The sequence below is a fragment of the Flavobacterium johnsoniae genome, from assembly GCF_001879205.1.
Lineage (GTDB): Bacteria > Bacteroidota > Bacteroidia > Flavobacteriales > Flavobacteriaceae > Flavobacterium > Flavobacterium johnsoniae_A.
The window spans coordinates 303,751-328,155 of record NZ_MLFK01000002.1; the positions used below are offsets into that span (position 1 = coordinate 303,751).

The following is a 24,405-nucleotide window of genomic DNA, read 5'->3' on the forward strand; positions in this document are numbered from 1 at the left end:
TTTTTTAATTTATTCAATTGAAATTTTACCACGGACTTATTCCTGTTTCATCCTCAATATCATTACTATAAAATTGTCCCGTTGGCGCACTATCATCTGTCAATGTATGTTTAATAATAAATGATGCAGCACTTTCTATAGTTCCGGGTCCGCTATGATGATTAAAATCTGTTGCCGTGTAGCCCGGATCAATTGCATTTACTTTAAATGAAAGGTCTTTTAGTTCGTAAGCTAAATTAATTGTATAAGCATTTAAAGCTGCTTTTGAAGTCCCGTAAGCAGCCGATTTAAAATTGTAATATTTCCAAGTGGGATCACTATGCAGAGTTAAAGACCCAAGTCCGGATGTGATATTACTAATTCTTGGACTTTCAGATTTTTTAAGCAATTCTAAAAATGCCTGCGTAACACTTATAACGCCAAAGAAATTGGTATCAAATACATTTTGAATTGCTTCAATATTTGTATCCGAAGCGTTTTGAGGAAATTCCCCGCTGATTCCGGCATTATTAATCAGGATATCTAGTTTACCTTGCTCGTTTTCTACAATTGCTTTTGCTGCTAAAATAGAAGCTTGGTTGGTAACATCAATTTGAATGGCTTTGATGTTTTCATATCCATCTTCATTTAATTGTTTTACAACTTTATTTCCTTTTTCAAGATCACGCGTTCCTAAATAAACAAATACTCCTTTTTTTGAAAGCTGTTTTGTTATTTCTAATCCAATGCTTCTATTTGCTCCTGTAATTAATACTGATTTCATTTTCTAGTGTTTTAAATTAACAAGGCAAAGATCTTTGGTTTAAAAATGAAATCATTTGTCATTTGGCAAAAAGCAATTTATCGGATGTTTTTTCTAATTCTGCTCAAAGAAGATTGAGTTATTCCTAAATAAGATGCAACATAAGATAACGGAATTCGATTGATAACATTAGGGTAGATTTTCAGAAACATCAAATAACGTGTAGTCGCATCTTCTGAAACCAAAGGACTTCTTCTTTCTACTTTTTGTCTTAATGCTTTCGAAATAATTTTATGTACAATAGCATCCCAGCCAATAATGGTATCCAAAAGTTCTTTCCAGTCTTTTTTAGAAAAAACCAGTAGTTTACAATCCGTAATAGCCTGTACATAAGAATTAGAACAGATATCGTTATCAAAACTTTCGATATCAACAACCAAGTTATTTTCATCGATAAAATATTTGGTAATTTCTTCTCCTTTATTATTGTAATAACAAACCCGGATAATTCCGTCTAAAACAAAACCCACTTGCTGTGCTATCTTTCCCGCTTCCGAAAAATATTCATCTTTCGAAAGTTCCAATTCATTTGCTTTACTCGAAATTAAATCCAATTGCTGTTGATTTAAACTGCCAAACTGCAAAATATATTCTATAAATTCTTTCATAAATGCAAGTTAATCAAAGTTGTGTACACAGAATTTGTCATTTGGCAAAAACCATTCAACTTTATTTAGCAGATTTTATTTGCTGGTTAAAAATTCTTCCTTTTTTCAATCACCTCCGCCACAGCCGCCACACGAACTTCCGCAAGAGCTGCCACAGCTTGAGGAATTGCTCGAGGACGAGCTATCATGATTATTTACCTGCACCGTTAGGGGTACAAAGGAAATAGCCAAACTTCCATATAGAAAATATCTCCACTGCCAGTCATTTTCTGCATCAGTATTTCGTTTCTCATTGTTAAAAACGGAATGCACCGTATTTAGAAACAAATAGTTTGTCATTTTTTTTAAATAATGATACGAGATCGCTGCTAAAATCATCATTACAATTACCAAATTTGTAATCGCTTTTCCTCGAGAAATACCTGTAATAATTCTGCTCAATCCTATACTTAACAAAAGTCCAAAGACAATAAGCACCACTTTTATAATCGATAGAAATTGTTTAGAATTTATAATTGTTTCTCTAATTTTTTCAACTCCATTTTTTAATTGCAGAAAAACAGGTTTACTTTTAATTAATAGATTTAGCTGAAAGTAGGGTATCAGATTGTAATCCTTCATGATCCCGATGACACAATTTTCGTATACATTGTCTGTCAAACTTTCGTCTATTAATTTTAATTTATTACCTGCAACCTGTATTTTTTTGTTTTCAATCAGATTATTTACAATACCATGAATCACAAAATCTATTTTGTTCTTTTGAAAAAAGACCAGTTCAAATGGTGAAAGATTATCTATAATTAATTTTGATTTAATTCTTCTTATTAACAAATTACAGGCTGCTTTTACAAACTGCATCAACAAAATTGTTACAATTGCAAATAAGAAAATATAAGAATAAACAAAATCGGGATTTTTGATCTGAATTAAAACTGGTTTGAGAAGAAGTGAAATTGGAAAAACCAAAACTAACAGAGCTCCAAGAAATATAATTTTCAGCTTCGTTAAATCTAAATTAGAGCTGTCTAATTCAAGAGAATGAACAGGATTATTATACTTCCAGATTTCCTCTGGCTGTTTTCCAAAATTTAATTCGTATAATCCTTTCGTTACTTCTTTTGCTTTTTGAAACTTTTCAAATTCTGATTTATTATGTGTTGAAGGAATGTGCTCAACTCTCTTGGACAAAACGGTGCACAACTCTGAGTAAGAATTAGTAAATATCAAATGCTGATGCCACACAATATCTACAATTTCTGAAGGTGAAACCATTTCATTTGAAGTTGCCGCCAGATACATGAATTTTTTATATTCTAAGATTGCCTTTTTTGTAAAATAAATAGTCCAATTATTCTCTACAGCTAATCTTGTTGAAAATCCATATTCATCGTTAGGATTATCTAATTCAAATTTTTTAATTTCTTCCCAAAAAGATTTATTCATAAATTTTTTAAGATTCTTTCGTTAAACGATCCAGCTCTTTTAATAAAGCGGGCATTCTAAATTCACCCGCCATACTTGCTACTTTTTGGAAAGCTTCTTCCAAATCTATTCCAATAGAAGTTATAAATAATGGTTTTATACTGTCGCCTCTCAATAAAGCTTTTTTATTTTTTTCAATACTTGAAAAATTGGTTTTGGCAACACCGATAATGGAAATTTGTTTATTTAATTTTTCATATAAATATCCGCCTAAACCGTACTTTTTATCGTCATCTAAATATACAAATCCATCTACAATAATGGCTTCAATATTTTTTAGATCAATCAGATTTAACAAACTGATAATACAAGGAAGCTCTCTCTTGTAGAATTCTCCCGGAATATATTCTTCAATGTTCTCAATAATTTCAGTATGAATTTTAAAATTTTTGTTTTCGTTCCATTTCTCAAATTCAAGACAAACTGTTTTCGCTTTATTATCAAAATAATAAGTATCAAAGGCTAATATCATTCTATTTATTTATTTTTTTCAAATTCTCAAAGAACCTCTAAAACCTCTTGCTGCATAGTAAGAATCGGCACCGTTATGATATACAAAAACGGTATCATAACGAAAATCTGAAAAAATTGCACCGCCAAGTTTCCTAATATTGGAAGGAGTTAAAATCCAGCTTGAAGTTTTGGTATCAAATTTCCCATATTTTTGAAGTTCGCGATATTCCGTTTCATTCAAAATCTGGATTCCCATTTCAGAAGCCATATTTACAGCGCTGTTTTTAGGTTTATTTTCTTTCCTTTTTTCTAAAGCTTCGTGATCATAACAAATGCTTCTTCGTCCTTTAGGGCTTTCTGCTGCACAATCGTAAAAAATATACTCTTTTGTTTCTTCATCATACCCCACAACATCAGGTTCACCTTCAGTTCTTTCCATTTCGTCAAGTGACCAAAGTTTCTCAAGATTAGCTTTTAGTTTTAACTGAACTTTTTCCCATTCAATGTTTTTATGCCGATGCATATTATTTTCAAAACGTATTTCTAAAACACTCAATAATGATTCCTGCTGTTCTGATGATAGTTTATTCTTTTGACTCATCCTTTGTTATTTTATGTTTGCTGACATTATTTTAAAACTTATTGAAGATGTTTAAAATTTAACTAATCATTAAGCCCCTTGCCCTCCAAAATATTGGGAATATTTTTTTCTACTCGCACTTCTCTGGTCTTTGACTGTTTGGGCTGGGAAAAATGAAGTAAATAAGCCCTTTGCCTTCCCGGAGTTAAAGCATCAAAAGCTTTTTGGAGATTTGGCATTTCGTCTAATTTCTTTTGAAATTCCTCAGAAACAGCAAAATCAGAAGTTTTTTTCAGCTCCACTTTCACACCCGCTTTTTCAATTTCTACAGCTTGATAAATGTATGTTTTCAAAACAGTTCTTAAATCAATTATTTCCTGAAGATTAGTAAATCGTATCTGACGAGCCGCCTGAACATTCTCAGATTGCCGGATCAAAATGCTGTCTGTATCTTTTAACAATGCTCCTTTAAAAAATAAGTAAGCACAATATTCTTTAAAAGCATGAATTAAAACGATATTATTTTCTTTAAAAGTATAACAGGGAACTCCCCATTTAAGTTCTTCGCTTAACTGACATTCGAGAGCAATTTTTCGCATTAAAATTAATTCTTCGTGCCATTTAGTAGCTTTATCAAAAAAGAAATCAACTTTTGGATTCTCTACATTTGCTGACATATCATCCGTATTTTAATTAATATATCTAAACTGCTATAGGAAATAAACAAAATCTAATACTTAATATAATTTCCATCCTACTTCAAATGTAACAAATCTTACAAAAGTGAATACGAAATTTGAGTTCTTTTTAATACTACAATTTAATTAATGCGATTCCAACTTGGATTCTTTTATAATTCCTCTTGTAGAATATTGTATAAAATTAAGGATTTTATCTCGTTCTGAAGTTTGATCAAATAAACTAAACAATAGCTTTTGATGCATTAAATTTAAAAAGATGGCTTATTGTGCCGAATTCGGAGAATAATAGAAAATAAAGAAGAAAAAATACGTAAAAACAAATCTAGAGTCAAATTCATCAGAATGAATAAATCATCATCGTTTGTTTCAATCATTTCAGAGTACGATTTTTTTTGCAAAACATCTATAAAACAAAAAACCCTATTCGCTGGAATAGGGTTTTTCAAAAGAAAGGCGACGACATACTCTCCCACATAACTGCAGTACCATCTGCGCAGGCGGGCTTAACTACTCTGTTCGGGATGGGAAGAGGTGAGCCCCGCCGCAATAACCACCTTAAGAAGTTATAATTGCTTTGGGCAATCTGTTTTAATTAACAATTGATAATTGACAATTCATAATTAAAACCAATATCTTAACATACTGAGATAAAGAAAAGTATTTTTATTTAGTATTTCTAGAAAGTTTCTCCCCCCGACTTGCATCGGGGGAAAAGGGTGTACATAAGCTTACGGATTATTAGTACTACTCGACTATGACATTACTGCCTTTACATCTATAGCCTATCAACGTGGTCATCTTCCACGATCCTTAAAAGAAATCTCATCTTGTGGTGGGTTTCGCGCTTATATGCTTTCAGCGCTTATCCCTTCCAAACGTAGCTACTCTGCGGTGCCCCTGGCGGGACAACAGATACACTAGAGGTTTGTCCAATTCGGTCCTCTCGTACTAGAATCAGATCCACTCAAATTTCTAACGCCCACAGTAGATAGAGACCGAACTGTCTCACGACGTTCTGAACCCAGCTCGCGTGCCACTTTAATGGGCGAACAGCCCAACCCTTGGGACCTTCTCCAGCCCCAGGATGTGACGAGCCGACATCGAGGTGCCAAACCCCCCCGTCGATATGAGCTCTTGGGGGAGATCAGCCTGTTATCCCCGGCGTACCTTTTATCCTTTGAGCGATGGCCCTTCCATGCGGAACCACCGGATCACTATGCTCTACTTTCGTACCTGATCGACCTGTATGTCTCTCAGTCAAGCTCCCTTATGCCATTGCACTCTACGCACGGTTACCAAGCGTACTGAGGGAACCTTTAGAAGCCTCCGTTACTCTTTTGGAGGCGACCACCCCAGTCAAACTACCCACCAAGCAATGTCCCCCGCCTTTGCGGGGTTAGGCCTCAGATAAACAAAGGGTTGTATTTCAACAATGACTCCACAACGCCTGGCGACGCCGCTTCATAGTCTCCAACCTATCCTACACATCATTTATCCAAGGTCAATACTAAGCTATAGTAAAGGTGCACAGGGTCTTTTCGTCCCACTGCGGGTAAACGGCATCTTCACCGTTACTACAATTTCACCGAGCTCATGGCTGAGACAGTGTCCAGATCGTTACACCATTCGTGCAGGTCGGAACTTACCCGACAAGGAATTTCGCTACCTTAGGACCGTTATAGTTACGGCCGCCGTTTACTGGGGCTTCAATTCAATGCTTCTCCGAAGATAACATCTCCTCTTAACCTTCCAGCACCGGGCAGGTGTCAGGCCCTATACTTCATCTTACGATTTTGCAGAGCCCTGTGTTTTTGATAAACAGTCGCCTGGACCTCTTCACTGCGGCCCTGATTGCTCAGGGCGACCTTTCTCCCGAAGTTACAGGTCTATTTTGCCTAATTCCTTAGCCATGAATCTCTCGAGCACCTTAGGATTCTCTCCTCAACTACCTGTGTCGGTTTACGGTACTGGTACTAATTACCTGAAGTTTAGAGGTTTTTCTTGGAAGCCCTTAGGCGCACTATCTCTTTGTCCGAAGACTCCGAGTACTATCGTATTTCACCAGTCTCTGCGGATTTGCCTGCAGAGCCTATAGCTAGGTACTTTAACGAACTATTCCGTCAGTTCGCGGCGCTTTCATCACTCCGTCACCCCATCACAGTAATTAGTAGTACGGGAATATTAACCCGTTAGCCATCGACTGTCCCTTTCGGGTTCGCCTTAGGACCAGACTAACCCACAGCTGATTAGCATAGCTGTGGAAACCTTAGTTTTTCGGTGTGCGGGTTTCTCGCCCGCATTATCGTTACTTATGCCTACATTTTCTTTTCTAACCAGTCCAGCCCTCCTTACGAAAAACCTTCAACCCTGTTAGAATGCTCCCCTACCACTTAGAGTAATCTCTAAATCCATAGCTTCGGTAATATGCTTATGCCCGATTATTATCCATGCTCGTCCGCTCGACTAGTGAGCTGTTACGCACTCTTTAAATGAATGGCTGCTTCCAAGCCAACATCCTAGCTGTCTGGGCAGACAAACCTCGTTCTTTCAACTTAGCATATATTTGGGGACCTTAGCTGATGGTCTGGGTTCTTTCCCTCTCGGACTTGGACCTTAGCACCCAAGCCCTCACTGTTAGTGAACATTATACAGCATTCGGAGTTTGTCAGGAATTGGTAGGCGGTGAAGCCCCCGCATCCAATCAGTAGCTCTACCTCTATATAACTTTATAACTAACGCTGCACCTAAATGCATTTCGGGGAGTACGAGCTATTTCCGAGTTTGATTGGCCTTTCACCCCTACCCACAGGTCATCCGAAGACTTTTCAACGTCAACCGGTTCGGTCCTCCACTGTGTGTTACCACAGCTTCAACCTGCCCATGGGTAGATCACACGGTTTCGCGTCTAACACTACTGACTAAAGCGCCCTATTCAGACTCGCTTTCGCTGCGGATCCATGGCTTAACCACTTATCCTTGCCAGCAACGTTAACTCGTAGGCTCATTATGCAAAAGGCACGCCGTCACCCCACGAAAGGGCTCCGACCGCTTGTAAGCGTATGGTTTCAGGATCTATTTCACTCCGTTATTCACGGTTCTTTTCACCTTTCCCTCACGGTACTGGTTCACTATCGGTCTCTCAGGAGTATTTAGCCTTAGCGGATGGTCCCGCCAAATTCAGACAGGGTTTCACGTGCCCCGCCCTACTCAGGATACCACTATCTATTACATTTATTACCCATACGGGGCTATCACCCTCTTTGGCGTCACTTTCCAGTAACTTCCGGTTCTGCATGCATAAAATCTCGTGGTCCTACAACCCCAGCAATGCCGTAACATCACTGGTTTGGGCTAATCCGCGTTCGCTCGCCACTACTTACGGAATCACTTTTGTTTTCTTCTCCTCCGCCTACTTAGATGTTTCAGTTCAGCGGGTTTGCCCACCTATCGGTGTACTATGTCTTCAACATAGTGGGTTGCCCCATTCAGGTATCTGCGGATCAATCGGTGTGTGCCCGTCCCCGCAGCTTTTCGCAGCTTATCACGCCTTTCATCGCCTCTGAGAGCCTAGGCATCCCCCATACGCCCTTATTTTGCTTATTGTACCAATCATAAAATCAATTATGACCGTTTTTTTTTGTTCTTTACAATAAATTATAAAAAACGCTTTCTACTTTTTATTATTTTCTTATCTCAATATGTCAATGAACTTTATATGCTTCGCGCTTTACGCACTAGGCCTCAGGCTTACAGCCTTTTGTGGAGAATAACGGAGTCGAACCGTTGACCTCCTGCGTGCAAGGCAGGCGCTCTAGCCAGCTGAGCTAATCCCCCATTTTAAATCTTAGATTTTAGAATTCAGATTTTAGATTTCTAATTCTTCTCTAATTTCCTTTGGTGAATCCCAGCTTCCAGAATTTCCTTTTTCTTAAGTAATTTAGTAGTCCCGGGCAGACTCGAACTGCCGACCCCTACATTATCAGTGTAGTACTCTAACCAGCTGAGCTACGAGACTCTGTTTTACTTAAAAATTTATTATTTGAACTAACAGCAAGAGTAATATTATCCCTAAATCCTAAAACCAATAGAGCATCTTTTTCCCCGGCGTGTGTTTCCACTAACACTCAGGGCTCTAGAAAGGAGGTGTTCCAGCCGCACCTTCCGGTACGGCTACCTTGTTACGACTTAGCCCTAGTTACCAGTTTTACCCTAGGCAGCTCCTTGCGGTCACCGACTTCAGGCACCCCCAGCTTCCATGGCTTGACGGGCGGTGTGTACAAGGCCCGGGAACGTATTCACCGGATCATGGCTGATATCCGATTACTAGCGATTCCAGCTTCACGGAGTCGAGTTGCAGACTCCGATCCGAACTGTGACCGGCTTTATAGATTCGCTCCTGGTCACCCAGTGGCTGCTCTCTGTACCGGCCATTGTAGCACGTGTGTAGCCCAAGGCGTAAGGGCCGTGATGATTTGACGTCATCCCCACCTTCCTCACAGTTTGCACTGGCAGTCTTGTTAGAGTTCCCGACTTGACTCGCTGGCAACTAACAACAGGGGTTGCGCTCGTTATAGGACTTAACCTGACACCTCACGGCACGAGCTGACGACAACCATGCAGCACCTTGTAAATTGTCTTGCGAAAGTTCTGTTTCCAAAACGGTCAATCTACATTTAAGCCTTGGTAAGGTTCCTCGCGTATCATCGAATTAAACCACATGCTCCACCGCTTGTGCGGGCCCCCGTCAATTCCTTTGAGTTTCATTCTTGCGAACGTACTCCCCAGGTGGGATACTTATCACTTTCGCTTAGCCACTGAGATTGCTCCCAACAGCTAGTATCCATCGTTTACGGCGTGGACTACCAGGGTATCTAATCCTGTTCGCTCCCCACGCTTTCGTCCATCAGCGTCAATCAATTAGTAGTAACCTGCCTTCGCAATTGGTATTCCATGTAATCTCTAAGCATTTCACCGCTACACTACATATTCTAGTTACTTCCTAATAATTCAAGTTCAGCAGTATCAATGGCCGTTCCACCGTTGAGCGATGGGCTTTCACCACTGACTTACTAAACCGCCTACGGACCCTTTAAACCCAATGATTCCGGATAACGCTTGGATCCTCCGTATTACCGCGGCTGCTGGCACGGAGTTAGCCGATCCTTATTCTTACGATACCGTCAAATTCCTTCACGAAGGAGTGTTTCTTCTCGTACAAAAGCAGTTTACAATCCATAGGACCGTCATCCTGCACGCGGCATGGCTGGATCAGGCTTGCGCCCATTGTCCAATATTCCTCACTGCTGCCTCCCGTAGGAGTCTGGTCCGTGTCTCAGTACCAGTGTGGGGGATCTCCCTCTCAGGACCCCTACCCATCGTAGCCTTGGTAAGCCGTTACCTTACCAACTAGCTAATGGGACGCATGCTCATCTTTCACCGTTGTGACTTTAATTATATCTCGATGCCGAGGCATAATACTATGAGGTATTAATCCAAATTTCTCTGGGCTATCCCTCTGTGAAAGGCAGATTGCATACGCGTTACGCACCCGTGCGCCGGTCTCTATATCCGAAGACATATACCCCTCGACTTGCATGTGTTAAGCCTGCCGCTAGCGTTCATCCTGAGCCAGGATCAAACTCTTCATCGTATATTTTTATATTATATTGCGATGCTTTATTCTAGTGGTCTTTTTTCGAATCAAACGATTCTATTACTCTTTATTATTTGTTTTGAGATCTCTCTCAAAACGGCTGTCAATTCAATATGTCTACGAACGTGTTTCTTTTTGTTTTCACTTGTGTTTCAAAGCGGGTGCAAAACTAAAACTTTCTTTTTAAATGTGCAAGAAAAATTTAAAAAAATTTGAAACTTTTTTTTCGCCTCTATTTCTTCTATTTTCTTATCACTATATCAAGGAACTTTCCGTGTTTTGCGGGGTGCAAATGTAACATCCGTTTTCCATTCTCACAAGCTTTTTTTAATCTTTTTTTGAAAAAATTTCTTCATCCAAATCTTATAAGCTTGTCAGTATTTCAGGGAACGTCTGTCGCTGTTGCGGGTGCAAAAGTACCACCTTTATTTACATTTACAAGCCTTTTTTTTATATTTTTTCCATCTTTTTTAACCTTTTTTCTTAACCGTCTGATAACAGCAGTTTTACAATTTGTTCTTTTTTGAAACATTGTCAGTTTTTCCTGCATTTTACTGTTATTTATATATTTCAACCCTATATCACACACTCAATTTTGAAGAGTTTATACGTTTTATAAGCGTTAATCTATAAAGAGCTAAACCGAAAAGGGCAGTTTTATGCGGTTTTTATAAATCTTTCAGAGTTCCCAATATGCTTTTCATTGTTTTCTTCCATACATGATATCTATTTCCAGAGATTTCTTCTAAAAACAACTTTTTATAATTCAAGCTGCAGTTTCCTCTTCTATATATGTATAAAGAACAAACCCGACAGGTTTTGAAAGCCTGTCGGGTTTGTGAAATGATTTATTTATAATTAATCGAAGCGGATTGCTTTTACTGGAGAAATTTTGGTTATTATATATGAAGGAATCAACAACACCAAGAAACATACAGTTATAGTCAGCAAATTCAACAATGCTATATATCCCCAATTTAAATATACTGGCGCCTGATTAACATAGTAGTTTTCGGGGTTCAGTTGGATAATCCCGAATTGCTGTTGAATTAACAATAAAGCAATTCCAATTAAGTTACCCCAAAACAGTCCACGAATTATTAGATAAAACGCATTGTATAGAAAAACTTTACGAACCATCCAGTTATTTGCCCCAACTGCTTTCAAAATGCCTATCATTTGTGTACGTTCTAAAATAAGAACCAGCAATGCTACAACCATATTAATTGTAGCAACCAGGATCATGATCGCAAGTATAACAATTATATTAAAATCAAAAAGCTGCAGCCAGTCGAAAATATAGCTGTATTTCTCGGTAATGGTTTTCGTATCGAGGTTTGAAGAGATTTGTTCGTAAATCTCATTTCCGGTTTGTTTAATCGCCGTGAAGTCTTTCACAAAAACCTCAAAGGCACCAACCTGATCCGGTGTCCATTTATTGATTCGCTGAATATGGCGAATATCCCCTATTATATACGTAGCATCAAAATCCTGAAATCCCGAACTAAAAATTCCGGCAATTTTAAATCGACGGCTGTTCGGCAGTTTACCTTGTTCTTCTTTTATAAAAAAGGTATTAAAACTATCTCCTAATTTTAAATTTAGCCTATCTGCCAAAAATCGCGATATGATAACTTCTTCGTTTAATGCTTTTGAAAAATCAGGTAATTTTCCCTCTACTAAATATTCTTTTATATTATTCCAGTTATAATCTGCTCCTACCCCTTTAAAAACAATTCCTTCAAAAGCATTTTCTGTCCTAATAATTCCGGCTTTACTTGCGATAGCCTGAATATGGCTTACTTCTGGAATCGATTTGAAATTGGGATAAAAATCTTGTTTCTTTGAAATTGGGGTTAAAGTAATCTCAGAATTATTATTGTCATAATTCGAAATAATGATCTGACCATTAAACGCTGAAACTTTTTCGCGTATTTTTTGCTGCAAACCTATTCCTGTTGCTACAGAAACAATCATCATAATTATACCAATTGCAATTGCCGAAATAGCAATTTTTATTATTGGCGCCGATATGCTGCTTTTGTAATCTTTGGCAGTGATAAGTCTTTTTGCTATAAAGTATTCTAAATTCAATTTCGGATTTCTTATTATGATTTATATTCTATTCAGATTATTCAAAAATACATTTAAAAAATGAATGCATAATCTTAAAGTGATAATGCAATCAAATGATTAAAGCGGCAGCTTCTTTTTCATTTCTTCCACTATATTATAAGCAGCAGGACAAATGGCAACATTTTTCAAAGTCAAATCGGCAATTTGATGGAATTTCTTGCGATCTGTGTGCGGAAATTCTCTACAAGCTTTTGGGCGCACATCATAAATCAAACAATAATTTTCACTATCCAGAAAAGTGCAAGGAACACTTTTTAAAACATAATCGTTATCCTCATCAATACGCAGATACTGATCAATGAACTGCTGGGGTTTTTGTCTGAAAGATTTCGAAATTCTCTCAATATCTGCTAAAGTAAATAGCGGACCTGTCGTTTTACAGCAATTGGCACATTTTAAACAATCCGTTTTTTTAAATTCAGCATCATGCAGATCTTGCATAACATAATCCAAATTTTTTGGCTGTTTCTTTTTCAGCTTATCAAAATACTTTTTGTTTTCGATATGCTTATCTTTGGCTAACTTATTTAAGTTATTTAAAATTTGTTTCAAGTTTAAAATTTAAAGTTGAGCTGCAAAATTAAACAACTTTGAACTTGAAACCTTAAACTTTGAATTAAAATACGATGAAAGATCTTTTTGGGAAAGCGATGTTCGATTTCCAGACCAATAATTCGCCCGAAGATATTGTTACCGAAACTTCAATTTCTGAAGAAGACGAAATGAGCGTTGCTTATTTATTTCGTTCTTATAATGAAATGCCAAAAATCGAACAAAAGGCTTTACAACTCGCAGCAGGAAAAACTTTAGATGTAGGATGCGGAGCAGGAAGCCACAGTCTTTCATTACAAAATGATCGCAACTTAGATGTTACCGCCATCGATATTTCTGAAAAAGCAATTGAAACCTGTAAACTTCGCGGTCTAAAAAATGCTTTAGTAAAAAATATATTAGATTTTGAAGACGAAAAATTCGACACAATAATTTTACTGATGAATGGTACCGGCATCTTTGGAAAATTAGAAAACTGCAACACCTACTTATCAAAGTTAAAATCGCTTTTAAATCCGGGCGGCCAAATTTTAATTGACAGTTCGGACATCATTTATATGTTTGATGAAGATGAAGACGGAGGAAAATGGATTCCTTCTGAAACAGAATATTACGGAGAACTTACTTTTACTATATCATATAAAGGAGAAAAAGAAGAAACTTTTGACTGGTTATACCTCGATTATAATACGCTTCAAAATGCAGCAATTGCAAACGGATTAAAATGCGAGTTAGTTATGGAAGGCGAACATTATGATTATTTAGCAAGACTTTCTATTTAGCACAAAGCAAAAATTAAAATCATGGAAAAATTAGATCTAGAAAAGTTAAAATATCCAATAGGCAAGTTTATTACTCCTGCTGAATATTCGTTTGAATACATTTCAAACAAAATTGAAGAAATCGCTGCTTTTCCAGAAAAATTAAAAAGCGAAGCAATCAGTTTAAGCGACGAACAATTAGACACCCCATACCGCCCTGATGGATGGACGGTTCGACAGGTAATTCATCATTGCGCCGAAAGCCACATGAATTGTTACATAAGATTGAAATGGGCTTTAACTGAAAACAATCCAATTATAAAACCTTATGACGAAAAATTATGGTCAGAACTCCCGGATAGTTTAAAAATGCCAATTGCTCCAACATTAAGTTTATTAGATGGATTGCATTTCAGATTATCTTACATCATGAAAAATTTATCTGAAGCTGATTTAGAAAAATCGTTTATTCATCCGGAAAACAATTCAGAATATAGAATCAAACAAATAATCGGAATGTATGCCTGGCACGGAAATCATCATTTAGCACATATTTCTAATTTAAAAAAAAATAAGAACTGGAAATGAACGACTGTTTCTTTTTTACACAATGTATATTTATTACATAAAAAAAACTCTCCAAGATTTGGAGAGTTTTTTTTTATGATCTAAGGAATATTTAAATACTTATGTGTTTGAAGTGAAACCCTCCATTTTGGATTATTCATTACATAATCGACTATCAGGGGAGTCATTTCTTCTTTTTTACTCCATTCTGGCTGTAAAAATAAAATTGCATTGTCATTTACCAATTCCGCTTGTTCTTCTGCAAAAATAAAATCATGTTTATTATATATAATCACTTTTAATTCATGTGCATTATCATAAACATCTTTTGTTGGCAGTTTGTTCTTTTTTGGCGAAAGACAAATCCAATCCCAAGTTCCAGATAATGGATAAGCTCCAGAAGTCTCAATATGAACTTTTAAGTTTTTATCCTTTAATTGTTTTGTCAATAGAGTCATATCCCAAGTGAGCGGTTCCCCGCCAGTAACCACAACTGTATTGGCATAACTTGAAGCATTGTTCACAATCACATCAATATTAGTCGGCGGATGTAATTCTGCATTCCAGCTCTCTTTCACATCACACCAGTGACACCCAACATCACAGCCTCCAATTCTAATGAAGTAAGCAGCAGTTCCTGTATGAAAACCTTCTCCCTGAATGGTATAAAATTCTTCCATCAAAGGCAGCATCGCTCCTTTATTTACTTCTAATTGTATTTCTTTTGATAACATTATTCTAATTTAATGTGCAAAGATAGTCAATTAAATACGGAACAAAAAAACCCGATAGTTCGGTTTGAACTATCGGGTTATATAAATTAGTTTAAAACTATATTATTTTAAAGCTTTTACTGATTGTGATGCATAAGCGTTTGTTGGATCTAAAACTAAAGTTTTATTGAAATACTCAACCGCTTTTGCTTTATCAGTATTCGCATAACTAGCACCAATACTATTGTAAGCTTCAATTACTTTTTTAGTAGTAGCCGGTTTTGCCAATTCTTCAGCACCTTTAGCTGTAGTTCTTGTAAGATACTCTTCGTAGTTTTTGATAATTAAATCATCTTTCTCTAACAAGTTGTTGATTCTTCCTTTGTATAGGTAAGCTTCATCATACGTTGGAGAAGCAACTAAGATTCTATCAAAAGCTTCTTCTGCTTTAGCTAATTGAGCTGCATCAGCTGCACCGTTAGATTTATTAGCATTTGCATAGTAAACTGAAATACCGTAGTAAACATTATCATCTAAATAATTTTTAGATTCTTTGTTTAAAGCTCCAAATTCGAAAATAGTAGCTGCCTGTGCAAATTGCTTTTTACCAAATAAAGCTTTTCCAACTTCATTAAGTTCTTCTACTACTAATGGCTCTAATTCAACTGCTTTTTTAATATCAGCAACACCAGAATCAAATGAAGCCTGATCTACAGCACCTTCAGCATTTGTTCCTTTTTTGATTTTCGCAAGTCCTAAATACATATAATCACTTCCAATTACTTTATTGGTTGGAACTTTTACAAAATCCTCAATAGATTTAATAGCTACATCAACGTTTCCGTTTTCATAAGCCGCATAACCTAAATATCTGAAAATTCTAGGGTTTACTTTATCCTCAGCAATCATTTTGTTCGCAACAGTTTCTAAACTCTTATAATCTTTTACCAAGATTAAGAAATCTGCATGACGCATTTTAGAATCTAAAGAGTAATCTGTTAAACTTAAGTATTTCTCGTAGTTTGTAATTGCATTTTGCAAATTAACTTTAGCAGTAGAAGGTTTGTTTCTTCCCCACTTGTAGTAAGTCTCTGCTAACTCTCTGTAAACTGGGCCATAATTAGGGTTCAAAGCGATAACTTCGTTAAAAGATTTAATAGCTTCATCATAAGATTTTGCTCCTTTTAATAAAACTCCTAACTGCATTTTAGCTCTCAAAAGAGTTGGATCTGCTGTAAAAGCATCACGATACGATTTGTAAGCTTCGTTTTGATTGTTTGCACCATAATAAGCATCTCCAATTGCCAAAAGGGCAGTTGCGTTTTGAGGCTCAATTAACAATGCTTTTTTCAAACTGGCAATTGCGTTATTATAATCAGGATTTACTGAATTTGTATAAGCTTTACCAATGTAGATAAATTCATCTACATCTTTACGTTTCACGTCTTTTGTAGCTAAGGCAAAATTTGCCTGAGCAGCAGCAGCATTTTTATTATCAAGATCTAATTGTCCCAAACCAATGTAGTTCAGGTTTTTCTTATCTGATGCCTGTAATCCATTTGTGTAATAGATTTTAGCAGAATCAGCAATTGCCTGATTTAAATATACGTTTCCTAAAACAAAATTAGCTTCTCCATCAGAAGGCTTAGCTTTAATTATTGATTTAAGTAGTGATTTTGCTTTTTGAAATTGTTCAGCATCGATTGCTTTTTTAGCTTCTTTGATATCCTGCGCTTGTGCAACTGTGGCCGAAGCAACTAAGGCAAGACTGAAAATTTTAAATTTATTCATCTTTTAGTGTAATTAATTTATTCGTTATCTTTTAAAAGTTTATTTCTAATTTGAAGTTTTCTTCCTGGAGTTCTCACAGGCAGTAAACCCGATTTCAAAACTATGCGCTGTCCGATCTCTCCGGCAATGAATGAACCAAAGCCCATTCCTAAGCCATTATATCCCTGACAGTTTATAATAAACAAATCGCGTGCCAAAGGGTATTTTACTTCAGCAAGGTCATTTTGAGTTGGACTATAATACTTATCACTGTTTAGTCCTTTTACGCTTAAAATATTTATTTTTTTCACAATATCCACCATTTCCGTTGATGGTTGTGACAACCAATTTACTCCAACTACACCAATCATTCCATCATTTTCAGAAACAAATTTAATTACTTCGTCATTTGTTTTGAAAGAATAAACATTTTGTGTTGGAACGTTTTTTACTTTGGCCAGTTCTTTCATATATCGAACTGTACTGGAGTTTGGATTATCGAACACAAGTCCTTTAATCCCCGTATCAGGTTTGCCCTGCATAAAATCAATTACACTTTTCAACGCAATTAATGTGTCATTATTGCTCTTGCTCGAAATAAAAGCAATCGCATCTTTTGCAAAAGGGGTTACACGAGGTTTTATTTTACTTTTTTCAAACCTGCTCAATTCTTCTTTCGTTAAATCTCTGGTTGCAATAACAACTTTAGTTTTCTGATTTAATAAATCATTTATTAATTCTGCTTCCGATTTTGGATTAACTGTAATTTTAGCACTATAATAAGTTCCTTCAAAAACAGCCACCTGATCATCCACAATTGGTTTTACAGTTTCATCAACCGTAATATCCAGCGAACCTTTTAAAATTGTTTCTTTGTCGGATTTATTCTTGCTTGTTTGGTTACACATGGCAAACAAAAAAACAAAAACAATCAAACCTAAAAACTTACTATATTTTAGCATAATTATTCTGCATTTGAATTAATCAATCTTAAGAAACGTATTGCCGAATAAACGATTAGCAATCCGCCAAAAGCATATCTATATTTAGGTTCCATATCTAAAGGGAGCTTTTCCCAAAACATAATCATTAAACCAAGCACAAGATATATTAAAAAAAACAGTATTCCTAAAACAAGAAGAAATCGCTCTTTGAGCGATTTCTTCTGAAAATTATTAAGCATATTTCTTAACATTACTCTGCAGATTGAATCGTAATAGGAAGAGAGTATAATACCCTAACTTTTTTACCATTTTGCTCGCCAGGAGTCCATTTTGGACATTTTTTAAGAACACGAATTGCTTCTGCTCCTGTACCGTAACCGATATCTCTTAAAACTTTAATATCAGTTAACGACCCGTCTTTTTCAACTACAAACGTAACGTAAACTTTACCTTTAAGACCTTCTTCTTCTGGAGTTTTATAATTATTTCCTACGAATTTGTAGAATTTGTCCATCCCTCCAGGGAAATCAGGTTTTACTTCGATACCAGCTGTGTTATATACACTGTTATCTTCTTCTACAACCTGAGAAACAGGTCCTTTACCTACCGGCTCATCAACAGTTAAAACTGCATCTGGATCTCCTTTGATTGTTTCAGAACCTACTTTTTTATCTTTAAGTTCTTCAATTTTTGGAGGATCTTCGGTAACTTCATTTGCCTTAGCAACAACCGGTTTCACGAACTTCACCTGATCCACTTTTGGTGGCGGCGGTGGTGGTGGCGGTTGGTTTGGCTTAATTTCCTCTTTTTTCGGAGGTAATTTTACTGTCGCAATCTTAATATCTTTATTTACCTCTTCTTCAGTAGAATCTGGTAAAAAGCTTGCAATAAGAGGAGCTGCTACAGCAAAGCTAAAGATGATCGAACCTATGATAAGTGCTTTTACCGTAGTTTTTCCGTTCGATTTTCTTAACTCATATGCACCATATATCTTATTACGTCCTTCGAATACGATATCAAGCCACTGATTTTTTATAATATCTAATTTCATTTTTCTTGATTATTAGGATGTTAAAACAAGATAATTCTTATTTTTTATCGATCAAATTTGTTTCCTCAGGACTAAACTCAGGAACAATTGCATAAGTATCTACTCCTGTAATAGCCATCTCATCCAACATATCAACTAAATTACGATAAGTTGATTTCTTTGTTGGCTTAATAATTACGATGATTCCATTTTTAGGCTTTCCTAATGAGGCAGAATATTCTAAAACTGTTTTCTTTCTCTTAAGCAGCTCTCTTCGAATTCCATCTTTACCATATGCAATATCTTTAGGTCCAGCAATAGGAGTAGCAAGTAATCCCATATAATAAACGATCTTATTATCTGCACCTAGCATCACAGTCATCGTACGATTCTCATCTACTTTAGTTGGATTCTCAGGTTTATCTTCATCAGACTTATCTGGCAATGACAAATCCATCGATTGAGGTTTTGACAACGATGTGGTTAACATAAAGAATGTGATCAATAAGAATGCCAAATCCACCATTGCCGTTAAATCGACCTTAGAACTTTGCTTTTTACTTCTTACTTTGCCACCTTTTCCGCCACCACCGTCGCCGGTATTTAATTCAGCCATTTTAGTGTATCTTTTTTAATTAAAAGTCTTTTCCTCTCATACCAGTAACTAAGTTAAAGGAATTGATTTTCTGATCTTGTAAAATATCCATAATCTTTTTGATTTGTGGATATTGTTCTTTAGCATCTCCTTTAATTGCAATTTGCAATTCTTTATCATCAAGGTCAATTGCAGCTCTTCTTGAAACCAACAACCATTCTTTCAATTGATTATCTGTAGAATCGATTGGAATTCCACCTTGATCTGCTTTCACTCTGTCAGACGCTTTCATACCAATGATACTTTTCAATTCTGCTACCGGAACACCGAAGTCATCCATCAAAGCGAATTTAGTTTTATCATCTTCTGAAAAAGTCACACCGAATTTTGCACCCATACCCTCAAGAGTTCTTTTACGAATCTCTCTTCCTTTGATATCGAAAAACACTTTGCTTTTCCCGTCTTTTCCTTTACCAATTGTAATAATTGCCAAATCTGAATCTGGTAATTTACTTTGAACAGTAGAAGAAGGCATATCTACAGGAAGCGCCTCAGGCACCTTAGCAGTAGCAGTCAAGATAAAGAACGTAAGCAAAAGGAACGCAACATCACACATGGCAGTCATATCTGTCGATGTTGACTTCTTTTTCATTTTTATTTTAGCCATTATCTTTTTATTTTTATTTTGATATAATTAATTCTAATTATTATATATCAAAAATTAATTATTGTCTTAAACTTCCTCTGAATCTTCTGTAAGTATTCACGATAGTAGTACCAGCCTCATCGATAGAGTAAGTTAAATCGTCAATTTTAGCAGTAAAGAAGTTATAAGAAATAATTGCTAATACTGAAGTAGAGATACCTGTTGCAGTGTTGATAAGTGCCTCAGAGATACCTGTTGCAAGAGCAGCCTGGTCTGGAGTTCCAGCAGAAGCTAACGCACCAAACGCTTTAATCATACCTGATACAGTTCCTAATAATCCTCCTAAAGTTCCTAAAGATACTAAAGTAGAGATAATAGTCATATTTTTTTCTAACATTGGCATTTCTAATGAAGTTGCCTCTTCGATTTCTTTGTGGATTACTTCTGAAGCTTCTTCACTGTTGAAACCTTCTTTTTTAACATCTTGATATTTAATCAAAGCAGATTTAATTGCGTTTGCAACTGAACCTTGTTGTTTGTCACATGAAGCGATAGCAGCCTCGATGTTTCCTTCTTTAATACTTCCTTGTACATTTTTCATAAATGCATCTAAGTTAGCTTTTCCAGCAGCTTTACCGATAACAATGAATCTTTCAATTGAAAAAACAACAACCATTAAAAACATACCTAATAATGCAGGTACAATGAACCCTCCTTTATATACCATACCTAAGGTATTGATTGGGTGACCTGTCTCAGGATTTCCTCCTTCGAAGTTAGCAGGAGAACCCATAACGAATTTCCAAATTAACACCCCAACTACGATACACGCTACAATAATGATTCCTGTAATCATTCCCCCTCCGTTTGAAGTGCTTTCTTTTTTAACTTTAACGTTTGCCATTTTTTTTAATTTTAATAGTTTTAAATAATTTTTATTTTTTAGTTATATTTAACTTGTAGAGGAGCAAATTTATACGTTTAGTTTAAATAAAAAAACTTTTTTTAATTTAATTGAACGAAATTTAACGTCAATTTAAAAAATATCTCATTAAATTGCCGGCATCATTTTTATGATAAAACAAAAATAAAGGCGAATAATAAAAAATTTACAACGTTTTAGTAAATATTCAAACAATCCATTGAAATGTTCTTAAAAAGCTGCGAAATTATTTTTTATGTATTTTTCAATCAAAAAAGGCATTTTCCTACTAAAAAAAAGAAGTGAAAAATGTTAAAAAAACAAGCAAAACTCTTATAATCATCTAAATTACAAATAAAACATGAATAAAAAGGACAATTTCATTCAAGACATAAATAATGGATATTCATCTAAAGGCGATTCGATAATACTTGGTGGTGCTATTTTAGATGGAGAAGCAGTTGCTGAGGCTCATTTAAAAATTCCTTTAAAAACATTAAACCGCCACGGACTTATAGCCGGTGCTACCGGAACAGGAAAAACAAAAACAATTCAGGTTTTTTCTGAGCAGTTATCAAATGCAGGGATTCCAGTTTTAATGATGGATATCAAGGGTGACTTTAGCGGTATTGCAAAAGAAGGTAAGGAAGAGGGTTTTATTACAGAGCGCCATGCTAAAATTAATGTACCTTATAATGTAGCCGCATTTCCTGTTGAACTAATGTCATTGTCTAAACAAAACGGGGTTAGGCTGCGTGCCACAGTTTCAGAATTTGGTCCTGTTTTATTTTCAAGAATTTTAGATTTAAATGATACCCAGGCTGGCGTTGTAGCAGTTATCTTTAAGTATTGCGATGACAAGCAAATGCCTCTGCTTGATTTAAAAGACATTAAAAAAGTTATTAATTATATTACTGAAGAGGGCAAAGATGAAATTTCGGCCAGTTATGGTAAAATTTCGACTGCTACAACCGGAACAATTCTCAGAAAAATTATCGAACTGGAACAGCAAGGCGGTGATTTATTCTTTGGTGAATTATCTTTTGAAACCGATGATTTAATGCGAATTGATGAAAACGGAAAAGGTTATGTAAACATCATCCGCTTGACGGATATTCAGGATAAACCAAAATTGTTCTCGACTTTTATGCTAAGTCTTTTAGCCGAAATTTATCAAAAAATGCCCGAAAAAGGTGATGCCGAACAACCTGAATTAGTAATTTTTATTGACGAAGCGCATTTAATTTTTAATGAAGCGAGCAAAGCCTTATTGGAACAAATTGAAACGATTGTAAAATTAATTCGTTCTAAAGGTGTCGGTGTTTATTTTGTAACCCAAAATCCAATGGATGTTCCGAGCGGGGTTTTAGCGCAATTAGGATTAAAAATCCAGCATGCGTTAAGAGCTTTTACGGCAAATGACAGACAGGCAATCAAAAAAACAGCCGATAATTACCCTACTTCTCAATATTATAAAACAGATGAACTGCTGACTAGTTTGGGAATTGGAGAAGCACTTGTGACAGCATTAAACGAAAAAGGTGTTCCAACACCGCTCGTAGCTACAATGATGCGAGCACCGCAAAGCCGAATGGATATATTAACAGCATCTGAAATTGATGAAATTAATAATAAATCAAAATTAGTTAAGAAGTATAGCGAAGAAATTGACCGTGAAAGTGCTTTCGAAATTTTAACTAAAAAAATAGCCGATGCAAATGAAGCTGCTGCTCAACAACAAGAGCAGGCACCGGCAAAAACTTCAAAATCAGAACCAAGTACTACAGAAGTAGTTACAAAATCTGTTTTAAAAGTGGTAACAAGTGCTACCTTTATAAGAGGCGTTTTTGGAGTTTTAACCAAAATTTTTAAAAAGTAAAAATCTTATTTAAACCATATAAGTGATATAAGTTCATTTAATTTAGATACCGAATTATATGGAACATTAAATGTTAAACCCGACAGGTTTCAAAAACCTGTCGGGTTTTATTATTATTATACGCAAAGCATTATATTAACTTATATAACTCATATGGTTTAAAAAACTATGCTTTTTCCAACAGCTCCAGAATTCTGTTTTCAACTTCTGGTGAGTTCCAGATATTCTCGATATTATCTAGTTTTAGAACTTCTTCCATAATTCCGTTTTGGAAATCCCCAATTGCCAGAGCCTCGGCATAAGGACGGTCACTAAAAGTAACGCGGCTGTAAAGCGGAATCCATTTATCAGGATGTTTATCTGAAAACACTTTTTCTATTTTCTTTTGAAGTAAGAATTTTTCATCTGCCGTTTTGGTACTCATTTCCATGAAATTTCGGTATGAAAGTTCGGCAATGGCATCTGCATTTGGTTTACGTGAAATTTGATATTCAGAGAAGATTTTTTTCCAGTCATCTCCAAACTTCTCAATCATTTCGTTCAGAACCGTAATATCTTCAAAACCGGCATTCATTCCTTGTCCGTAAAACGGGACAATTGCATGACAGGCATCCCCTATCAAAGCAATTTTATCTTCGTATGTCCACGGAAAACATTTCATGGTAACCAAAGTACTGGTTGGATTTTTAAAGAAATCTTCTGCCAGTTTGGGAATCACCTCAATTGAATCGGGGAAATTTTTCTCAAAGAAATCCTCCACCATTTTACGATCTGTAAGCGATGCAAAAGAGTTTTCTCCCTCAAAAGGCATAAACAAAGTACAAGTAAAACTTCCATCAAGATTAGGAAGCGCAATTAACATATATTCGCCTCTTGGCCAGATGTGAAATGAATTTTTATCTAATTTATGTGTAGCATCCGTATTTGCCGGAATATTCAACTCTTTATATCCCATATTTAAAAATTCCTGCGAATAATTAAACATGCTCTGGCGCTGCATCCTGTGGCGGATTCTGGAAAAAGCTCCATCAGCACCAAAAACCATATCGTATTTTCTCTCTTCCCACTCGCCTCTTTCGCTTTCGCCAATATGCAAAGTGGCATCACTCAGCGTTACATCCCAGATTTTTTGCTCAAAATAAAATTCAGCTCCGGCATTTTCGGCCAAATCAATCATTTTTCTGTTTAGCGTTCCTCTGGAAATAGAATAAATTGATTCGCCTTCCTGACCGTAATTCTGAAAATTCAGTTTATCGACCAAATGAATGGCGCGTTTATCCATTGGAATTGCGATTTCCCGCACTGCATCGCCTACTCCAACTCCGTCAAGTGCTTTCCAGCCTCGGTTTGACATTGCCAGATTAATAGAACGGCCTGAGAAATTTATTTTTCGAATATCAGGGCTGCGATCATAAACATGAACCGTGTGACCTGCTTTTTTAAGATAAATTGCCAACAGCGATCCTACAAGTCCAGAACCTACAACGGCAATTTTTAGTGAAGTTTGCATCGGGGAAAATCTAATATATAAGATCGTAAAAATAAGTAATAATTGTACATAAGCTTTAAAATACAACAAATATTTAACCTTAAACACCAATATTTACT

At 36.0% G+C, this 24,405-nt stretch carries 21 protein-coding genes, 2 tRNA genes and 3 rRNA genes; 3 read left to right on the forward strand and 23 right to left on the reverse strand.

Annotation, left to right across the window (positions count from 1 at the left end; all coding sequences use genetic code 11):
* Positions 1–25: 25 nt before the first annotated feature.
* The 14 genes from BKM63_RS03705 to BKM63_RS03765 all read right to left on the reverse strand — a co-directional run bounded on the left by BKM63_RS03705 (position 26) and on the right by BKM63_RS03765 (position 12,970).
* Positions 26–763 (reverse strand): SDR family oxidoreductase, encoded by a 738-nt coding sequence (locus BKM63_RS03705; protein ID WP_071635294.1) that lies wholly within the window; start codon positions 761–763, stop codon positions 26–28.
* A 77-nt stretch (positions 764–840) separates the two neighbouring features.
* A complete protein-coding gene (locus tag BKM63_RS03710; protein WP_071635295.1) occupies positions 841–1,410 on the reverse strand; it encodes a Crp/Fnr family transcriptional regulator in 570 nt (189 codons plus the stop codon).
* A 105-nt stretch (positions 1,411–1,515) separates the two neighbouring features.
* Positions 1,516–2,856: a hypothetical protein gene (locus BKM63_RS03715; protein ID WP_071635296.1), complete on the reverse strand. Its 1,341-nt coding sequence runs from the start codon at positions 2,854–2,856 to the stop codon at positions 1,516–1,518.
* Positions 2,857–2,863: 7 nt separating this feature from the next.
* Positions 2,864–3,367 (reverse strand): endonuclease V, encoded by a 504-nt coding sequence (locus BKM63_RS03720; protein WP_071635297.1) that lies wholly within the window; start codon positions 3,365–3,367, stop codon positions 2,864–2,866.
* Positions 3,368–3,385: 18 nt separating this feature from the next.
* Positions 3,386–3,949 (reverse strand): DUF4256 domain-containing protein, encoded by a 564-nt coding sequence (locus tag BKM63_RS03725; protein WP_071635298.1) that lies wholly within the window; start codon positions 3,947–3,949, stop codon positions 3,386–3,388.
* A gap of 62 nt (positions 3,950–4,011) precedes the next feature.
* The gene (locus BKM63_RS03730; protein WP_071635299.1) at positions 4,012–4,605 is read right to left on the reverse strand and encodes a YdeI/OmpD-associated family protein; all 594 of its coding nucleotides are present in this window, start codon (positions 4,603–4,605) and stop codon (positions 4,012–4,014) included.
* 472 nt (positions 4,606–5,077) lie between these two features.
* Positions 5,078–5,187, reverse strand: a 5S ribosomal RNA gene (gene rrf, locus BKM63_RS03735).
* Between the two features lie 160 nt (positions 5,188–5,347).
* Positions 5,348–8,232, reverse strand: a 23S ribosomal RNA gene (locus BKM63_RS03740).
* Positions 8,233–8,389: 157 nt separating this feature from the next.
* A tRNA-Ala gene (locus tag BKM63_RS03745) sits at positions 8,390–8,463 on the reverse strand.
* 107 nt (positions 8,464–8,570) lie between these two features.
* Positions 8,571–8,644 (reverse strand) — tRNA-Ile (locus BKM63_RS03750).
* Between the two features lie 121 nt (positions 8,645–8,765).
* Positions 8,766–10,279 (reverse strand): 16S ribosomal RNA (locus BKM63_RS03755).
* Together the 16S, 23S and 5S rRNA genes with 2 tRNA genes alongside form the textbook arrangement of a ribosomal RNA operon.
* A 385-nt stretch (positions 10,280–10,664) precedes the next feature.
* Positions 10,665–10,832 carry a hypothetical protein gene (locus tag BKM63_RS23565; protein ID WP_165608744.1) on the reverse strand — a complete coding sequence of 56 codons (168 nt, stop codon included), beginning with the start codon at positions 10,830–10,832 and terminating at the stop codon, positions 10,665–10,667.
* Positions 10,833–11,140: 308 nt separating this feature from the next.
* Entirely contained in the window at positions 11,141–12,376 is a 1,236-nt protein-coding gene (locus BKM63_RS03760; protein WP_071635300.1) for an ABC transporter permease, read from the reverse strand.
* A 99-nt stretch (positions 12,377–12,475) separates the two neighbouring features.
* Entirely contained in the window at positions 12,476–12,970 is a 495-nt protein-coding gene (locus BKM63_RS03765; protein WP_071635301.1) for a YkgJ family cysteine cluster protein, read from the reverse strand.
* 74 nt (positions 12,971–13,044) lie between these two features.
* On the opposite strand from BKM63_RS03765, the gene BKM63_RS03770 reads away from it, so the two are divergent.
* Entirely contained in the window at positions 13,045–13,752 is a 708-nt protein-coding gene (locus BKM63_RS03770) for a class I SAM-dependent methyltransferase (protein ID WP_071635302.1), read from the forward strand.
* A 21-nt stretch (positions 13,753–13,773) separates the two neighbouring features.
* Positions 13,774–14,319, forward strand: a complete 546-nt coding sequence (locus BKM63_RS03775) for a YfiT family bacillithiol transferase (protein WP_071635303.1) — start codon at positions 13,774–13,776, stop codon at positions 14,317–14,319.
* 80 nt (positions 14,320–14,399) lie between these two features.
* Here BKM63_RS03775 and BKM63_RS03780 read toward each other — a convergent pair whose 3' ends face one another.
* From BKM63_RS03780 to BKM63_RS03815, 8 genes are all read right to left on the reverse strand, one after another.
* A complete protein-coding gene (locus BKM63_RS03780) occupies positions 14,400–15,032 on the reverse strand; it encodes a 7-carboxy-7-deazaguanine synthase QueE (protein ID WP_071635304.1) in 633 nt (210 codons plus the stop codon).
* 102 nt (positions 15,033–15,134) lie between these two features.
* On the reverse strand, positions 15,135–16,802 hold the full coding sequence (locus BKM63_RS03785) for a tetratricopeptide repeat protein (protein ID WP_071635305.1): 1,668 nt from the start codon (positions 16,800–16,802) through the stop codon (positions 15,135–15,137).
* A gap of 17 nt (positions 16,803–16,819) precedes the next feature.
* Positions 16,820–17,743: a PstS family phosphate ABC transporter substrate-binding protein gene (locus tag BKM63_RS03790; RefSeq protein ID WP_071635306.1), complete on the reverse strand. Its 924-nt coding sequence runs from the start codon at positions 17,741–17,743 to the stop codon at positions 16,820–16,822.
* A 2-nt stretch (positions 17,744–17,745) separates the two neighbouring features.
* The gene (locus tag BKM63_RS23825; protein ID WP_071635307.1) at positions 17,746–17,976 is read right to left on the reverse strand and encodes a hypothetical protein; all 231 of its coding nucleotides are present in this window, start codon (positions 17,974–17,976) and stop codon (positions 17,746–17,748) included.
* Entirely contained in the window at positions 17,976–18,776 is an 801-nt protein-coding gene (locus BKM63_RS03800) for an energy transducer TonB (RefSeq protein ID WP_071635308.1), read from the reverse strand. Before BKM63_RS03800 ends, BKM63_RS23825 begins: the two co-directional genes overlap by 1 nt.
* A gap of 37 nt (positions 18,777–18,813) precedes the next feature.
* The gene (locus BKM63_RS03805) at positions 18,814–19,371 is read right to left on the reverse strand and encodes an ExbD/TolR family protein (protein ID WP_071635309.1); all 558 of its coding nucleotides are present in this window, start codon (positions 19,369–19,371) and stop codon (positions 18,814–18,816) included.
* Positions 19,372–19,390: 19 nt separating this feature from the next.
* Positions 19,391–20,017 carry an ExbD/TolR family protein gene (locus BKM63_RS03810; protein WP_071635310.1) on the reverse strand — a complete coding sequence of 209 codons (627 nt, stop codon included), beginning with the start codon at positions 20,015–20,017 and terminating at the stop codon, positions 19,391–19,393.
* 58 nt (positions 20,018–20,075) lie between these two features.
* Positions 20,076–20,900, reverse strand: coding sequence for a MotA/TolQ/ExbB proton channel family protein (locus BKM63_RS03815; RefSeq protein WP_071635311.1), 825 nt, complete (start codon positions 20,898–20,900; stop codon positions 20,076–20,078).
* A 379-nt stretch (positions 20,901–21,279) separates the two neighbouring features.
* Here BKM63_RS03815 and BKM63_RS03820 point away from each other — a divergent pair, with 379 nt between their 5' ends.
* Positions 21,280–22,797, forward strand: a complete 1,518-nt coding sequence (locus BKM63_RS03820; RefSeq protein WP_071635312.1) for a helicase HerA-like domain-containing protein — start codon at positions 21,280–21,282, stop codon at positions 22,795–22,797.
* 166 nt (positions 22,798–22,963) lie between these two features.
* Here the strand turns inward: BKM63_RS03820 and BKM63_RS03825 are convergent, their stop codons facing one another.
* Positions 22,964–24,307 carry an FAD-dependent oxidoreductase gene (locus BKM63_RS03825; RefSeq protein ID WP_071635313.1) on the reverse strand — a complete coding sequence of 448 codons (1,344 nt, stop codon included), beginning with the start codon at positions 24,305–24,307 and terminating at the stop codon, positions 22,964–22,966.
* Positions 24,308–24,405 lie beyond the last annotated feature (98 nt).

What these genes read in the sequence shown, in the direction of transcription:
- BKM63_RS03705 (WP_071635294.1), bottom strand. Translation starts at nt 763, where the DNA reads ATGAAATCAGTATTAATTACAGGAGCAAATAGAAGCATTGGATTAGAA.
- BKM63_RS03710 (WP_071635295.1), bottom strand. Translation starts at nt 1,410, where the DNA reads ATGAAAGAATTTATAGAATATATTTTGCAGTTTGGCAGTTTAAATCAA.
- BKM63_RS03715 (WP_071635296.1), bottom strand. Translation starts at nt 2,856, where the DNA reads ATGAATAAATCTTTTTGGGAAGAAATTAAAAAATTTGAATTAGATAAT.
- BKM63_RS03720 (WP_071635297.1), bottom strand. Translation starts at nt 3,367, where the DNA reads ATGATATTAGCCTTTGATACTTATTATTTTGATAATAAAGCGAAAACA.
- BKM63_RS03725 (WP_071635298.1), bottom strand. Translation starts at nt 3,949, where the DNA reads ATGAGTCAAAAGAATAAACTATCATCAGAACAGCAGGAATCATTATTG.
- BKM63_RS03730 (WP_071635299.1), bottom strand. Translation starts at nt 4,605, where the DNA reads ATGTCAGCAAATGTAGAGAATCCAAAAGTTGATTTCTTTTTTGATAAA.
- BKM63_RS23565 (WP_165608744.1), bottom strand. Translation starts at nt 10,832, where the DNA reads ATGCAGGAAAAACTGACAATGTTTCAAAAAAGAACAAATTGTAAAACT.
- BKM63_RS03770 (WP_071635302.1), top strand. Translation starts at nt 13,045, where the DNA reads ATGAAAGATCTTTTTGGGAAAGCGATGTTCGATTTCCAGACCAATAAT.
- BKM63_RS03775 (WP_071635303.1), top strand. Translation starts at nt 13,774, where the DNA reads ATGGAAAAATTAGATCTAGAAAAGTTAAAATATCCAATAGGCAAGTTT.
- BKM63_RS03780 (WP_071635304.1), bottom strand. Translation starts at nt 15,032, where the DNA reads ATGTTATCAAAAGAAATACAATTAGAAGTAAATAAAGGAGCGATGCTG.
- BKM63_RS03785 (WP_071635305.1), bottom strand. Translation starts at nt 16,802, where the DNA reads ATGAATAAATTTAAAATTTTCAGTCTTGCCTTAGTTGCTTCGGCCACA.
- BKM63_RS03790 (WP_071635306.1), bottom strand. Translation starts at nt 17,743, where the DNA reads ATGCTAAAATATAGTAAGTTTTTAGGTTTGATTGTTTTTGTTTTTTTG.
- BKM63_RS23825 (WP_071635307.1), bottom strand. Translation starts at nt 17,976, where the DNA reads ATGTTAAGAAATATGCTTAATAATTTTCAGAAGAAATCGCTCAAAGAG.
- BKM63_RS03800 (WP_071635308.1), bottom strand. Translation starts at nt 18,776, where the DNA reads ATGAAATTAGATATTATAAAAAATCAGTGGCTTGATATCGTATTCGAA.
- BKM63_RS03805 (WP_071635309.1), bottom strand. Translation starts at nt 19,371, where the DNA reads ATGGCTGAATTAAATACCGGCGACGGTGGTGGCGGAAAAGGTGGCAAA.
- BKM63_RS03810 (WP_071635310.1), bottom strand. Translation starts at nt 20,017, where the DNA reads ATGGCTAAAATAAAAATGAAAAAGAAGTCAACATCGACAGATATGACT.
- BKM63_RS03815 (WP_071635311.1), bottom strand. Translation starts at nt 20,900, where the DNA reads ATGGCAAACGTTAAAGTTAAAAAAGAAAGCACTTCAAACGGAGGGGGA.
- BKM63_RS03820 (WP_071635312.1), top strand. Translation starts at nt 21,280, where the DNA reads ATGAATAAAAAGGACAATTTCATTCAAGACATAAATAATGGATATTCA.
- BKM63_RS03825 (WP_071635313.1), bottom strand. Translation starts at nt 24,307, where the DNA reads ATGCAAACTTCACTAAAAATTGCCGTTGTAGGTTCTGGACTTGTAGGA.